The organism is Paraliomyxa miuraensis (assembly GCF_026337845.1).
Taxonomy (GTDB): Bacteria; Myxococcota_A; Polyangia; order Nannocystales; family Nannocystaceae; genus Paraliomyxa; species Paraliomyxa miuraensis.
Genome location: NZ_JAOVZF010000164.1, coordinates 369,499 through 383,902, shown reverse-complemented (window position 1 = coordinate 383,902; position 14,404 = coordinate 369,499). Strand labels below are relative to the sequence as shown.

10 protein-coding genes are annotated in these 14,404 nt (G+C 68.5%); 6 read left to right on the top strand and 4 right to left on the bottom strand.

The window, feature by feature from the left end:
* Positions 1-85: 85 nt before the first annotated feature.
* The gene (locus OEB96_RS44795) at positions 86-1,714 is read right to left on the bottom strand and encodes a VWA domain-containing protein (RefSeq protein ID WP_266223138.1); all 1,629 of its coding nucleotides are present in this window, start codon (positions 1,712-1,714) and stop codon (positions 86-88) included.
* Between the two features lie 468 nt (positions 1,715-2,182).
* Here OEB96_RS44795 and OEB96_RS44790 point away from each other — a divergent pair, with 468 nt between their 5' ends.
* Positions 2,183-2,635, top strand: coding sequence for a hypothetical protein (locus OEB96_RS44790; RefSeq protein ID WP_266223137.1), 453 nt, complete (start codon positions 2,183-2,185; stop codon positions 2,633-2,635).
* Positions 2,636-2,659: 24 nt separating this feature from the next.
* Here the strand turns inward: OEB96_RS44790 and OEB96_RS44785 are convergent, their stop codons facing one another.
* On the bottom strand, positions 2,660-5,347 hold the full coding sequence (locus OEB96_RS44785; RefSeq protein WP_266223136.1) for a glycoside hydrolase family 15 protein: 2,688 nt from the start codon (positions 5,345-5,347) through the stop codon (positions 2,660-2,662).
* Between the two features lie 106 nt (positions 5,348-5,453).
* On the opposite strand from OEB96_RS44785, the gene OEB96_RS44780 reads away from it, so the two are divergent.
* The gene (locus tag OEB96_RS44780) at positions 5,454-5,903 is read left to right on the top strand and encodes a hypothetical protein (RefSeq protein ID WP_266223135.1); all 450 of its coding nucleotides are present in this window, start codon (positions 5,454-5,456) and stop codon (positions 5,901-5,903) included.
* Positions 5,904-5,945: 42 nt separating this feature from the next.
* On the opposite strand, the gene OEB96_RS44775 is transcribed toward OEB96_RS44780, so the two are convergent.
* Entirely contained in the window at positions 5,946-8,171 is a 2,226-nt protein-coding gene (locus tag OEB96_RS44775; protein ID WP_266223134.1) for a hybrid sensor histidine kinase/response regulator, read from the bottom strand.
* Between the two features lie 272 nt (positions 8,172-8,443).
* Positions 8,444-9,349 carry a prenyltransferase gene (locus tag OEB96_RS44770; RefSeq protein WP_266223133.1) on the bottom strand — a complete coding sequence of 302 codons (906 nt, stop codon included), beginning with the start codon at positions 9,347-9,349 and terminating at the stop codon, positions 8,444-8,446.
* Between the two features lie 233 nt (positions 9,350-9,582).
* Between OEB96_RS44770 and OEB96_RS44765 the strand changes: the two genes are divergently transcribed.
* From OEB96_RS44765 to OEB96_RS44750, 4 genes are all read left to right on the top strand, one after another.
* Complete coding sequence (locus OEB96_RS44765; RefSeq protein WP_266223132.1) at positions 9,583-10,704, top strand: hypothetical protein; 1,122 nt, start codon at positions 9,583-9,585, stop codon at positions 10,702-10,704.
* 266 nt (positions 10,705-10,970) lie between these two features.
* Positions 10,971-12,281 carry a porin gene (locus OEB96_RS44760; RefSeq protein ID WP_266223131.1) on the top strand — a complete coding sequence of 437 codons (1,311 nt, stop codon included), beginning with the start codon at positions 10,971-10,973 and terminating at the stop codon, positions 12,279-12,281.
* A gap of 170 nt (positions 12,282-12,451) precedes the next feature.
* Entirely contained in the window at positions 12,452-13,585 is a 1,134-nt protein-coding gene (locus OEB96_RS44755) for a nucleotidyltransferase domain-containing protein (protein ID WP_266223130.1), read from the top strand.
* Entirely contained in the window at positions 13,585-14,304 is a 720-nt protein-coding gene (locus tag OEB96_RS44750; RefSeq protein WP_266223129.1) for a hypothetical protein, read from the top strand. Before OEB96_RS44755 ends, OEB96_RS44750 begins: the two co-directional genes overlap by 1 nt.
* Positions 14,305-14,404 lie beyond the last annotated feature (100 nt).

The following is a 14,404-nucleotide window of genomic DNA, read 5'->3' as shown; positions in this document are numbered from 1 at the left end:
CGATGCCGAGCACAGCGCTCCACACACGACGACGAGCCGACCAATGGAACGCGACCACGGACTGGGCATGAGCACCGGCAGTGTCTCACGGCAGGCCGGGGCAGTCGCGCGCTCGATCGTCCGACAGCTCGCACTTGGCCGAGATCGCCGGGTTCTTCGGCCGGGGAACACCGTCACGCCGCACGAACTGGAGCTCGAGGTTGAACCCTTGCTCCATGCAGCGCTCGTGGAGCTCGTCGCCGGACGCGGCCAGGTAGCAGACGTCGGCGCCATCGGGAAGCGTGTGCTCGGGCTCGCACTCCGGGACCTCGAGCTCCAGCAGCTCGCCGTCGTCGGTCACCCACTCCTGGGTGACCGTGCATGCGGGATCGAGCACGTCGGGGGTGTCGGCGTCGGTATCGGCCACGCAGGCGGGCACGCAGTTGGGCTCGAGCTGATCGGCGATCGCCTCGGCGATCGCCTCGAGCGCGAAGGAGTAGTCGCCGTCGCAGCTCGAGAACAGGTTGCGATCGCCTTCGACCTCGAAGTGCCTGGCCAGCTCGCGCAGACGCACCGGGGGCACGGCCCGCCCGTTTGGGCCCTCGCAGCCGGGCCCGATGCCGAAGTCGATCTGGAACTGGGGATCGTCGATGGCATCCTGGTAGACGACGCTGCCGTCGGAGGTCACGCCACCGATGATCGAGACCAGCACCTCATGGTTGGGGAAGATCTGCTGCTTTTGGTCCTCGAGGGTCTGCAGGATCTCGACGTAGCGCGACATTGGGCGCAGCGCCGCGAGCTCGTCGGCGTCGGCCGCGGAGACCTCGTTGCCGTCGAGGCCACGGTCGATGGGTTGGCAATCGTCGTAGGTGCCCGAGCCCTCGCAGCGCACGCCCGCGTTCCAGCACGCGGCCGAGGTCGGCGAGGCCGCCTCGGGGTCGGACCAGAACACGCGATTGCCGTCGGGCAAGAACATCGACTCCTGCGCGCTGTTGTAGGAGCAATCGGCCTCGTCGGTCACGTGCACGATGGAGAGGACCGCGTGGTTGCGCATGAACCCGTGGCCGGGATCATCATCGGTCTGGGAGCGCCGCACCGCCTTCCACATCGACTCGAGCGGGCTCTCGAAGCCGCAGCCGTCGATCCCCTGCGGTCCCACGCACTGGAACGCCTGGGTGGTCGTGAGCCCCTTGGGCAGGTTGGTGGCTCCGTCGATGCGCTCGAGCCAGGGCCGCGGGCGGGTATCCGAGCTGGAATCGACCGCGGTGGGTAGCGTCTCGATGTCGGCCCACTGATCCGGGCACAGATCGAGGCAGGCCTCCTGCTGGGCATCGATCGTCGTGGCGCCCTCGAACGTGAACGACTCGAGGCGGCTGTGGCACGAGCTCATCTGCAGCAGGCCCGCTTCGGGGGAGGTGTTGCCGCACCATGGGTTGCCGTTGTCAGTGGTGGTGACGCCGATGCGGTAGTTGGCGTCCACCCCGGGGCGCTCGAGCACGTCGATGAGCGATCCGACGCTCGCGGCCAGGGCGGCCTGCTCCTCGGCCATCGAGCCCGAGTTGTCGACCACGAACAGGATGTCGACGTCCTTGGAGCGGATCGGCACCGGGTCGACGATGATGACCGTCATCTCCGACTCCACCTCGACCCCCTCGAGCTGCGGGTCGTTGCAGCCGGCCAAGGGCGCGAGCGCGCCACAAACGAGAGCGAGCAGACGGGCACGAGTGGTCGGCATGCGTGTGATCCTCGGGAGCTTCAAGCAAGCATGACGCCAGAGGAATTATCGTTGAATTCCGGAGGCCGGCCCTCCGGGCTGCCAATGAGATTGGCGGTCCGGGCTCGGATCGGTGTGGACGCAGTTTACGGACGGCAAACCTCCGACGGCGCGACATGGTCGAGGTCGCTGAGGGCGCCGCGACCCACTGGCCCGTACCGATACCGCCGTGCCGAATCGTCGTACCCGCCAGCCCCATGCTGCTCTCGTCGTCAGAGGTCTCGACTTGCCCGTCCCGATTGAGCGGCTCCGTTTCTCGTGCCACCATGACCGTCATGCCAACCAAGGGCACGTGGACCGTGCGCATCGTCGACGGCCATCCCAAGGACCGCTCGTTCGATCGCTCGTTTTGGCGACGGGCAGGCGCCCAGGCGCGCTGGGCTGCGACCTGGCAGATGATCATCGACGCATGCGTAGTTCGAGGCGAAGGTGGAGATCAACTCAGACTTCAGCGATCTCTTGTCACTACTCGGGAGGCATCGCGTTAGATATCTAATCGTTGGTGGTTGGGCGGTCGTGTATCACACAGAGCCGCGCTACACCAAGGACCTCGACATCTTCGTCGACGCCGCTTTCGCCAACTGCGAACGGCTCAAGCGGGCGCTGGAAGAATTCGCGGGTCCGCTGCCGCAGCTTACCGTCGAGGAGCTGGCTGACAAGCGCCGCGTCCTCATGATGGGGCGTCCGCCCGTTCGCATCGACGTCCTCAAGGCCATCGACGGAGTTCGTTTCGAGACGGCATGGAAGAACCGGACGCGCGCGTCATTCGGCGGTACACGCGTCAACCTCATTGGACGGCGCGACCTCATCCGCAACAAGCGAGCTTCAGGCCGTCCGCGAGATCTTCTGGACCTCGATGCATTGACCGGCCTCGATCGCTGAGCGACGAGGTCCAAGTTCAGACGCTCACTGGTACTCCCTGGTGACCGAAGGAGCAGGTGCCCGTCCGCCCCCGACACGATTCCTTCGACGCCACAGCCCCAGCAACCCCAGCAACCCCAGGCCGAGCGGTAGCCCGCCCCCGCCCGCGCTGCGGCAGCCGCAGCCGCCGCCTCCATCGTCCTGCCCCGGTCCATCGCCGGTGCTGCTCTCGTCGAGCCCGGCGCTGATCGTCATGAAGCCGCCCGTGCCCGGGCCTCCCGAGCCGCCCGAGGTGTCGAGGGCGCCGCCGGAGCTGCCACCGCTCCCGGTCGTGTCGCCGGTCTCCCCCCCGGTCGTCTCACCGCTGCTCATGTCCACCCAGTACTCGCCGCACGCCGCATCCTGGAAGTCGCCCGCGCGGTGGGCCAGGGCCAGGGTCCACGCGCCCGCGCCAAAGCCCAGCATGGGGGTGTTGTTCTCGTAGACCCCGGTGGTCGCATTGAAGGTCTCGGCCACCATCAAGTAGTTGGCCTCCGCCTGCTCGCGGATCCACTGGAGCATCGCCTCGGCCCGGGCCTCGTCGCCCGCGCCGCGAAACGCCATCGACCCCCGCAGGTCGGTGATCACCCACTCGACCGAGTCGTACACGCTGCCCCAGGGGCTCAGATCGTTGCCGCCCGCGTGATCGGTGTCGTCGTCGTTGCGCGACCAGCCGACCTCGCTGGCGGGAGTGATGAGGTTGGCGTCGAGCCCGGCCAGGGTGGCGGTCGCGATCTCGCCTTGCGGGTCGTACAGGCCCATGGCGATCGCATCGATCACCGCCGCGTCCCAGTAGCCCTCGCCCAGCTGCAGCTCCTCGCGGGTCGAGGCGATGGCCCCGTCGCCGTCGCTGAGCTCGTCGAGGATCGCCTGGCGCAGCCCATTGGCGGTGTCTCGGTAGAGCGTGGCGCGCTCGTCGTCACCCACGCGCTCGGCGATGGCCGCGGCATCGCACAGCCCACGCGCGGCGGTGATCGACGTGTAGGCCCAGTAGCGCTCGCGGCCGTTCCAGTGGCTCTCCCAGATCGACGAGTCGCGCCGGATGAGCCCATTGGCGGGGTCGACCAGCGCCACGATCACGTCGGCCACGCGCTCGGAGATCGTGGGCCAGTACTCCTCGGCCAGCGTTCGGTCGCCCGTGTGCTCCTCGTAGCCGCGCAGCGCCCACAGGAACAGCCCGAAGCCGTCGAACTCGAGGTTGGGGCCGAACGCGTTGAAGTCGGTCTCCTCGATCCCGAAGCCGTAGTAGCGCACCAGCGAGATCTGGTAGTCGGGCATGTCGTAGGCCGCCAGCTCCATCCAGTCCTTGAAGCGACCGGCCTCGGCGTTCAAGTAGTACTCGAGCGAGGCGCGAGCCTCCGCGTCCATGCCCAGCGTGGCCATGGCCAGGGTGGCGTACGCGCCGTCGCGGATCCACGCGTAGGTCCAGTTGCCGGGGGGCAGGCTGGCGAGGATCGCTCCGCCGCCGTCGTGCTGCACCACCCCCGGCAGCGTGCCGGGGAAGCGGGTGCGGCGAACCTCGCCGTCCTGGCTCTGCCACTCCCGCAGGTAGTACTCGTCCTCGCGCACCTGACCCATGCGCAGCATCGCGGCGCTCTGTCGCGTGAGCACCTCCTCCTGCGGGCTCTGCCCCGCCGGCATGGCGAGCGTGTCCTGGAAGTCGGCCCACAGCGCCAGCTCGTCCTCGACCAGCGCCTGCGCGTCGCGGCCGGCGATCCATCCATCGGCCAGGCCCAGCGCCTCGGCGCCCGCGAACGGATCGCCGTGGTGCACGAACGTGACCGCGACCCACGCTTCCTGACCGGGCATCAGGTCGCCCAGGTCGAATTGCAGCGCGCCCGTCGCCCCGGTGGCCGCCATGTCGGGCGTGGGGTTGTCGGGTAGATCCGCGAAGCCACCGGCGTTCACGATGCCGTAGACGTTCACGTCGGGCGCGGCCCCGTAGTGCGCCACGCTGCCCGCCGCGCGCATGGCCACCACGCCCGCAAAGCCCCGCTCGGTGAAGGCCGCACCTCCGCCGGTGCCATCGAACACGAGCGTCTCGCCGTTCTCGCCGATGTCCTGGTTGACCTCCCAGGGCGACTGCGCACGCCCGTAGCCGAGGTGGAAGTTGTGCAGCGAGAACGCCTGCGCGCCGGGGACGGGGGCGCCGCCGGTGTTGCGCACGCGCATCGCCATCACGAATGCGTTGCTCTGCAGCTCCAGCGGCGCGAAGAAGTACTGCGTGGCCTCGAGCATGCCCATGGTCTGCACCATGGTGATCACGCCCGTGCCGCCGGTGGTGCCGGCTTGCCAGCTCGCGTAGCCGCTGGCGTCGAGGTCGACGGGCAGCGAGGGCAGCCACGCCTGGCCGTTGCCGTCGCGCAGGCCGAAGTATGCGTCGTAGAGCAGGTCGCGGGTGTACACGGCCGCGAAGTCGCTGCCGTTCCACACCTCGTTGCCCATGTCGTCGATCACGGGCTCCTCGGCCGCGAACAGGTGCTCGCGAAAGTGGACCATGCGGCGCGACTGGGCCGGGTTCTGATCGTCGAGGTTGACGATGATCGCGCCGTAGCCGTTGGAGGCCGGAAGCTGGTAGCGCGTGCGCTGGACCGGGACCTGGGCGTGAACCACCCTTGCGTTGGTGGTGGTGCCCCACGCCACGGCCAAGCAAAGCGCGATCGTTTCGCTGGTGAGCACACGTCTCCCTTGCATGGGGAGTGATTGGACCGGAAAGGCGCGGGAAAGGCAAAGGCCGACGACGGCTGCCCCGCCCGTCCCGGTCGCGCTATACTGGCTCGCCGTCGCGCATCGAGGCCGCATGCCATCCCCCCTGGAGCTCCTCGACGAGGTCGTGCTCGAGAATCGCCCCTACGGCCCCGACAGCACGGAGGACGAGCAGCGTGCGATCCGGGCCCAGGTCGTGCGGATCTCCGACGATGTCGTGCTCTATCGCGAGACCCCGGTCGTCACCGCGTTCTCGCTGGACCTCATGTTCGGTCGCATCGGCGAGCTGACCGCGGGCCGGAGCCCGTTCTACCTCGTCATCGACCTGACCGTGACCGGGCCCCCCAGCGCCGAGGTGCGGCAGTACCTGCGCGGGCTGTTTCGTGCCCTCGAGCCCGCCTACGTGGCCGTGTTCACCGGCAAGAACTTCATGCTCAACGTGGCGGCCAAGTTCGTCCTGGGCAAGGTGTTCGGGGGCGTGCGCCACTCGGTGCACAAGACGCTGGACGAGGCGCTGCAGGCGGTGGCGTCGGCGCGGACGTAGGCTGGGGTCGAGCACGCCGGGGGCAGGACCCGTTGCGCCGGCCTACGCGTTCGAGTGCCGCTCGAGCTCCCGCAGCAGCACCGTGCGCAGCTCGGCGAACGCGTGCTCGAGCTCGGAGTACCGGGCCGCGACGCGCTCGAGCTCATCGGCGTGCTCGAACGCGAGCAGCAGGTCGTGCAGACGCACCGAGCTCGCGGTGGCGTTCTGCCCTCGCAAGGTATGCGCGGCCGCCCGCAGCCGCTGCTGGTCGCGCTCGCGCACTGCGACCGCGAGCTCGGCCATGCTCTGCTCGGCATCCTCGAGGTAGCCGCGAACGATCTCCTGCTCGAATTCGACGTCGCCGCCGCTGGCCTCCGCGAGCCACGAGAGATCCACCGCGGAGGCACGGCCACCGGCGAGCTCCCCGGGTCGGGAGTCCACCCTGGAGGAGTGCTTGTGAACCATCGTGGCCAGGCTCTCGCGCTTGATCGGCTTGCTGACGTATCCGTCCATTCCGGTCGCCAGGCAGCGCTCGCGATCTCCGGCCATCGCCCGCGCCGTCATTGCGATGACCGGCACCCGACGGCCCGTGCCAGCCTCGTGGCGGCGGATCTCGGCCGTGGCCGCATAGCCGTCCATCACCGGCATCTGCACGTCCATGAACACGAGGTCGTAGGGGATCGCTCGGATCATCTCCACCGCTTCCCGGCCATTGGCCGCCACGTCCACCCGGCACCCGAGGGTCGTGAGCATTCGAGTGGCGACCTTCTGGTTGACCGCGTTGTCCTCGACCACCAACACGTGATGCTCGAGGTTCGCGAGCTCATCGGGCCCAGGAGCTGCGCTCGAATGCGAGGAGCCGGGAGTCGCGAGAGTCCTGGGACTCCCGCGAGTCCCCATTGCCATCATGGAATGACGCGTGATGAGACGCTGGGGCGTGCCGCTCTCGTGGGCCGCCCACGCCATGGTGAGCATGTCCAGGAGCGCAGACTGATGAATGGGCTTGATCAGGTAGCCCGCCAGCCCTGCCTCCTCGAGCTCGCGTGCGTCCACCTGGAGGGTGACGGAGGTCAGCAGGACCAGCACCGTGCTCGAGAGGCCGGAGATCTGCTTGATCGCCCGGGCCACCTCGATCCCGTTGATTCCGGGCATCTGGTAGTCGAGGATCACGATCCCGTAGGGATCACCGCTGGCTCGCGCCTCGCTCAGCGCCGCCATCGCGGCGAGGCCGGACTCGCGAGCCTCGTGGCGAATGCCCCAGGCCGCGAGCTGCTCGGTCAGCACGCGACGATTGACCTCGTGATCGTCGACCACCAGGATGCGGGCCCGCGTGAGCTCGACCTGGGGCAGCGGATCGGGCGGCGCGTGGCGGTCGACCTCGAGCGGCATCCTGACCCAGAACGTGGAGCCCTCGCCCTCGGTGCTGTCGAGCCCGACCTCGCCGTTCATGAGGTGCACGAGCCCACGCGTGATGGCGAGCCCCAGGCCCGTGCCGGAGTGCTGGCGCGTGGACGAGGAGTCGACCTGCTTGAACTGCTCGAAGATTCGCTCGCGCTCGGACGCGGGGATGCCCGGGCCGGTGTCCTCGACGCCGATCTCGAGGTCCACCCGATGACCGATGCGCCGCAGGCACCGGGTGGTCACCAGCACGTAGCCCTGCTCGGTGAATTTGGTCGCGTTGCCGATCAAGTTGATGAGGATCTGCCGAATGCGCCCCGGATCCCCCACCACCCGCGGCGGAACGTCGCGGTGGTAGTGCGCGATGAGCTCCACGTTCCGCTTGGCCACTTGAGGGGCCACCTGATCGAGGACGTCCTCGATGGTCGAGCGGAGGTCGAAGGGGATCGGCTCCAGGCTGAGCTTGCCCGCCTCCACCCGGGAGAGGTCGAGGATGTCGTTGATGATGTCGAGCAGCGCCTCGGCCGACCGGCGGGCGGTGACGATGTAGTCGCGCTGCTGCTCGGACAGCTCGGTGTCGAGGACCAGGCTGAGCATGCCCATGATGCCGTTCAGGGGGGTGCGCAGCTCGTGGCTCATGTTGGCCAGGAACTCGCTCTTGGTGCGGCTCGCGGCCTCGGCCGCCTGCTTGGCCTCTTCGAGCTCCTCGATCGATTCCCTGTGCAGGAGGTCGAGGTCCTCGTGGACCATGAGCAGTCCGGACAGGATCAGGCGCTGTTCTTCGCTCGTCTCGGCGGCGATGCTCTCTCGGGTGATGCTGCAGCGGTTGTCGCTGATCTCCACGAGATGAGCGAGCACCTGCTCCCAGAAGTGGGTTCGACCGCCTTCCATCGCAGCCCGACCGAGCTCGACCAGATCGGCCTCGGACTCATCATGCTACTACGGAATCGATCACGTGGACTCGGATGCGCACGGCGATCCAGCCCATTCGCCCGTGGTGATCGGCCCGAGGTGATCGGCTGTCGGCCCGATCGTGTGGGAGGTTCTCGTCCGACCGTCCCGACCGTCCCGACATGGGCCACGACCAGCGCTCGGGCCACTCGACCCCGCGAGGAGGTGCAGCGGCACGTCGAGATCGATCCGCACGCGCTCTGCCTGGGCATCTAAGGGATCGATAGGACCAGGGCCACGATCCATCCCAGCAGCGCCGCGTTGATCGCCGCGCCGCTGCGGATCACGAATCGCAGCGTCCGCTCGCGGCTCGGCTCGTGGGGCCGTCGGAGCGTGCGCGCATCGACGAGCACCAACAGCAGCGGCACCGCCTCGACCGCAGCCCAGGTTGCCTGGGACGAGTGGGGCAGCACCAGCGGGGCCCCCAGGGCTCCGAGCGCCACGAGCTGCAGCACGTGCTTGCGCGCGCGCTCGACCCCGTAGCGTACCGGCCAGGTGCGCTTGCCCGTCGCCTCGTCCGCCGCGTGATCGGGCAGCGCGGTGGTGATGTTGCTCGCCAGCCCCAGCGCCACGCACGGCAGCAGCGCGGGCCACGGGAACCCGCGTACGTCGCCCGCTTGCAGGTAGAAGCCGATGAGCGGCAGCACCACCATCACGCCGAATGCCTGCGTGACGGCGCCCATCCCCCGGTACGACAGGCGCGCGGGGGGAAAGCCGTAGGCCCACGAGAGCACCACCGCCAGCGCCCACGCGAGCGGCATGGCCGGACGGTCGAGCGCGATCGCGGCGTAGAGGGACACGCCCAGCATGGCGAGCGCCGCTCCGATCGCCGCCCGGGCCAGCTGACGCGCGTGCAGCTTGCCCTCGGGCAGCACGCGCGAGCCGCCGGAGAACGGAGTGGGCGCCTCGTTGACGCGGTCGGCCGCTTCATCGGCCACGTCGTTGGCCCACACGATGAACAGCTGGTCGAGCACGCCGAACCCGTGGGCGAGCACCAGCAGGCCCACGTCGAGCGGCGCTCCCCCTGCGTAGGCGAGCATCTCGCCGAGCAGCAAGGGAACCGCGATGTTGACCTGCGCCAGCGGCCTCGACGCTTGGATCCACGCACGCAGCGGCACGGTGCTCCAAGGTAGCGAAACGGCGACGGCCGGGTCCACCGGCGTCGCAGAACCAGGGTGACGCTTCGTCACCAAGGGTGCGCTCTTCTCGCGGAACAACGATTTCCCCCGTGCCTACGGCCCTGTGCGTTACCCAACTCGCCGAGCCCCCACGTTACCTGTCCGTAACGAAGAGTTGACCTCACCGCCGCCCGGCGTCGCGGGCACGAGACCAAGATGATCAGCAATAGCTCGTGGCAAACGAAGCCTCCACCACCCCCCCTTCGCGGGGCTTGCCCGCCACCTACAGTTGGTTCGTCGACTTGGCGCTGCAGGAGCGCAGGTTCCTGCTCCTGCTTGCCGCCGGGTTCTTCGTGGCGGGCATCGCCTACCGACACCCCATCGCAGGCGCGTGGGTGGGCTTCTTGTTCGCGTCCTACTCGGCGATCGCCAACGACAGCATCCAGACCCTCGGTACCTTCATTGCGTCCAACCGCAACCGTCAGTGGTGGATCCTGTGGTTGTTCATCGGCGCCGTGTTCCTCGCCACCGTGGGCTACAGCTGGTTCAGCTACGATGGTGACGTCAGCTATCAACGCCTGGCCGCCAAGGGCTTCGAGACGGCGCCGACCTCGTTCTCCTATCTGCAGGTCGCCGCGCCGCTGTTCTTGCTGATCCTGACCCGGCTCAAGATGCCGGTGTCCACCACCTTCCTGCTGCTGACCGGCTTCACCACCTCGGCCTCGAGCGTGGGCAAGGTGCTCAGCAAGAGCCTCAGCGGCTACGTGCTGGCGCTCGTGCTGGCGATGGTGGTCTGGACCGTGGCGTCCAAGCCGCTGCAGCGCATGATGAAGGGCGAGGCCCACCCCGGGTGGCGCGTGGCCCAGTGGTGCACCACCGCGTTCCTGTGGTCGGTATGGCTGATGCAGGACGCCGCCAACATCGCGGTGTATCTGCCGCGCTCGCTGAGCATGGTGGAGATGGTGCTGTTCTCCGGCACCGTGTTCATGGGGCTGGGAATCCTCTTCCGCATGCGGGGCGAGCGGATCCAGCAGGTCGTCGACGAGAAGTCCGACGTGGTCGACGTGCGCGCCGCCACGCTCATCGACCTCGTGTTCGCGTTCATCCTGCTCTACTTCAAGGAGATGTCGAAGATGCCGATGAGCACCACATGGGTGTTCATTGGACTGCTGTCGGGTCGTGAGCTGGCCATGACGTGGATGAAGGCCAACGGCCGCTCCACGAGGGAGACGCTGCGGCTCATCACCAAGGATCTCGCCTCGGTCACGATTGGTCTGCTGGTCTCCATCGTGCTGGCCATTGCGGTCAACGATGGCTTCCGCAAGGCGTTCTTGGTCACCATCGGCGTCGGTTAGGCGGACGGATCCGGCGCCCACGTGGCTGCCCACGCCGTGCGAGAGGGCCTCGCTCCCAGGAGCAGGTCTTCTTGCACGTGAGCGGTCCAGCGTCGCTCCTCGAGCCGGGTCACGCATGTCACGATCTCATCACGCATGTCACGATCGGCTCACGTATGTAACGGTCGGTTCACATGTGTGTCACTCGTCGACGCTAAGTTCCCGACGTGGCGATGTGCACGATTCGACGACGCGCGCTTGCGTTGACGGCTCTGCTCGCTCTCTTCGTGACCCCGACCCTGGCGCATGCGTTCGCGCCCGCGCCCGCGACCAATCCCGACGCGACCGAAGCCGATCCCGCGAAGGAGCCGGTGCTCGCCGAAGAGGTCGTCGACCACCGCGATGGTGCGCACCTGCGCCCGCGCGGGGAGGACGAGCTGCTCGACGAGCACCCGGTCGACATGGGGAAGGCCACGTTCGAGCCGGGCAACGGCCTCGCGCTCGAGAGCAAGGACGGGCGCTTTGCCCTCGCCACGCGCCTGCGCGCGCAATTCCTCTACACGCTGGAGCACGAGGACGCGACCGACGAGACCTCCCACGGCTTCCAGATCCGCCGCGCCCGCTTGCAGTTCAAGGGCCACGTCTTCGGCGAGCACAACAAGTTCAAGACCGAGCTCGCGTTGTCGCCCCGCGACATGGGCCACGACGGTGACACCACCCGCCGCACGCCAATCCTCGACTGGTACTTCGACTTCGACTACCTGCGCGATCTCACCGTGCGCGTGGGTCAGTACAAGGTGCCGTTCAGCCGCCAGCGCGTGGTCTCATCCGGTGATCTCGAGCTGGTCGATCGTTCGCTCGCCAACGGCGAGTTCAACCTCGACCGCGACGTGGGCATCGACCTGCGCTCCAAGGACTTCCGGGGCCTGGGCAAGCTGCGCTACTACGCCGGCGTCTACCTCGGTGAGGGGCGGGATCCCTTCCAGACCTCCAACTTCGACATGTTCTACCTCGGCCGCGTCGAGGTGCTGCCGCTGGGCAAGTTCGAGGACTACGAGGAGGGTGACTTCGAGCGAACCCTGCGCCCCCGTCTGTCGCTCGGCGCTGCCTACGGCTACGTGGACGGTGGGATCGGCAATCGGGGCAACCGGGGCTCGACCCCCAGCGACGGCGGCACCACCGACACGCACAACGTGACCGCCGATCTGATGTTCAAGATCGCCGGCTTCTCGCTGTTCGCCGACGTCTACTATCGCCAGGGCCACCGCAACTTCGGCGATGCGACGGTGATCGACGACATGGGCGACGAGGTGCTCGCGCCGCGGGAGATGGCGCGTGACGGCCTGGGCTGGTCGGCCACCGCCAGCTATCTCGTGCCGCGCGTGCCCTTCCAGATCGCCGCGCGCTACGGCCAGATCGGACCGCTCGACTCGGCCCGCAGCGCCCTTGGACGCCGCGACGAGGTGGGGGGCGGGATGAGCTACTACTTCGCCGGTCACCCCCTCAAGCTGCAGCTCGACGTGTTCGGTCGCTTCGACGACGGCAACGTGCGCGACGCCGAGGAGGTCGTGCGGCTGCAGCTCCAGGCCGCATTCTAGATTGGTCACGCGTCGGTGGGCGCCGTCCCACCGCGATGAGGTGGGGTGTTTCTCGGGAGTCAGCGCCCGTGCCCGACGGGCTCCAGGCCCTTCGCGGGGGCGCCACGCCGCGCCCGCCGGGCGGGCTTGCCCCGGCCCGGTCGGGCTCGGCATGATGCCCCTGCCTGCGCATGGATGGTTCCTCCGACAGCGCCGATGCTCCGCCCACGACGGCGACGCGCGCGCCTGCGCCCGCGAAGGAAGGCGCGTGGGCGCTCGTCGAGCTGCAGCGTCGCCTCGGGGTGCGGTGGGAGAAGATCTCGCGCGCGCGCGACAAGACCGAGGAGATCGTCGCCACCCTGCGGGCCGAGCTGCGCGGGCTCGAGGACCCCAACTGCTCGGTGATCGTGACCGGCTCGCTCGGGCGCGGCGAGGCCGACGAGGGCAGCGACTGCGACTGGTTCCTGCTCGTCGACGGCCCCAGCGATCCCCAGCACGCCCGGCTGGCCCGGGAGATCGGCACCAAGATCCGCTCGGTGGTCAGCAAGGACGTGGGCCCCACCGGGACCTTCGGCGAGATCGTGGCCAGCCACGACCTGGTGCACCGCATCGCGGGCTCGGACGACACCAACAAGAACCTCACGCGCCGCATGCTGCTGCTGGCCGAGTCGCGCGCGCTGTCCAACGACGTGGTGCGCGAACGGGTGATTCGCAACGTGCTCGCGCGCTACCTCTACGACCGGCCCGTTTCGAACAAGCGCAAGCCCGGGCGCTACGACCCCATCCCGTACTTCTTGCTCAACGACGTGGTCCGCTACTGGCGAACGGTCGCCTCCGACTACGCCTCGAAGATGTGGGAGCGGACCTACCACGGGTGGGGCATCCGCAACATCAAGCTTCGCTTCTCGCGCAAGATGTTGTTCGTGTGGGGCCTGCTGGCCGCGTTCTCGGGCCGGCTGTTCGACGACGGCGCCCTCGCGGAGGCCTCGTCCGAGGACGAGTTCCTGCTGCGGCTGCTCGAGCTGATTCGCTCGCAGACCGACGTGCCGCCGCTCGAGCTGCTGGCGCGGGCGGCCCTGGCCGAGGGCGTGCGCGACGAGACGATCACGCAGATCTTCTCGAACTACGACGAGTTCCTCGGCGCGCTGGCCGACCCCGACACCCGCCGTCACCTCGAGACGGTGCCGTTCGACGACGGAGGCACCGACTCGGTCTACGAGGGCCTGCGCCAGCCCAGCTGGTTGTTCCGCAGCGGGATCAACGACCTGTTCTTCAAGGAGCATCCGCTGCTCCCCGAGCTGATCCTCAAGTTCGTGGTGTTCTGATGCGACCGGTCGGCTTCTCCACCGGGGCCCTGGCCAAGGGCGACGTGCGGCGCGGGCTGGAGCTACAGCGCGGGTTCCAGCCGCGCGTGTGTGCGGTGGAGCTGTCGGCGCTGCGCGCCCACGAGCTGGCGCCGTTTCAGGAGATCGCCGGGTCGCTCGATCTTGCTGGCTTCGACTACGTGTCCGTGCATGCGCCCAGCCGCCTGGGCTCGCTCTCCGAGCAGGAGGTGTTCGAGCGGGTCGAGTCCTTGCCGCCGCAGTGGCCGATCGTGGCGCACCCCGAGATCCTGCGGACCCCTGCGCTGTGGCGCCGCCTGGGCTCGCGGCTGTGCCTCGAGAACATGGACAACCGCAAGACCACCGGGCGCAACGCCAGCGAGATGCGGGCGATGTTCCGCGAGTACCCGCAGGCCACGTTCTGCCTCGACGTGGGGCACGCCCGACAGATCGATCCCACGATGTCGGTGGCGCTGCACCTGCTGCTCGAGTTCGGCGAGCGCCTGAGCCAGCTCCACGTCAGCGAGGTCGGGCCGCGAGGCGAGCACCTGCCCGTGGGGGCCACCGCGCGCTGGGCCTTCGAGAGGATCGCCCACCGCGTGCCGACCGGCGTGCCGCTCGTCATCGAGTCGGTGGTGGGCGAGGGCGATATGGAGCGCGAGCTCGAGGCGGTGCTCGGGGTGCTCGGAGGGGCCGGGGAGCCCAGGGCCAGCGTGGTCTGAGGCTTGGTGCGCTCATGCCGCCGCTCGGGCGACCTTTCGGGGGTCGGTTTCGTGGGTTCTTTGGTGATCGAGCCGACATTTGTCCTCATGCTCGTAGGGG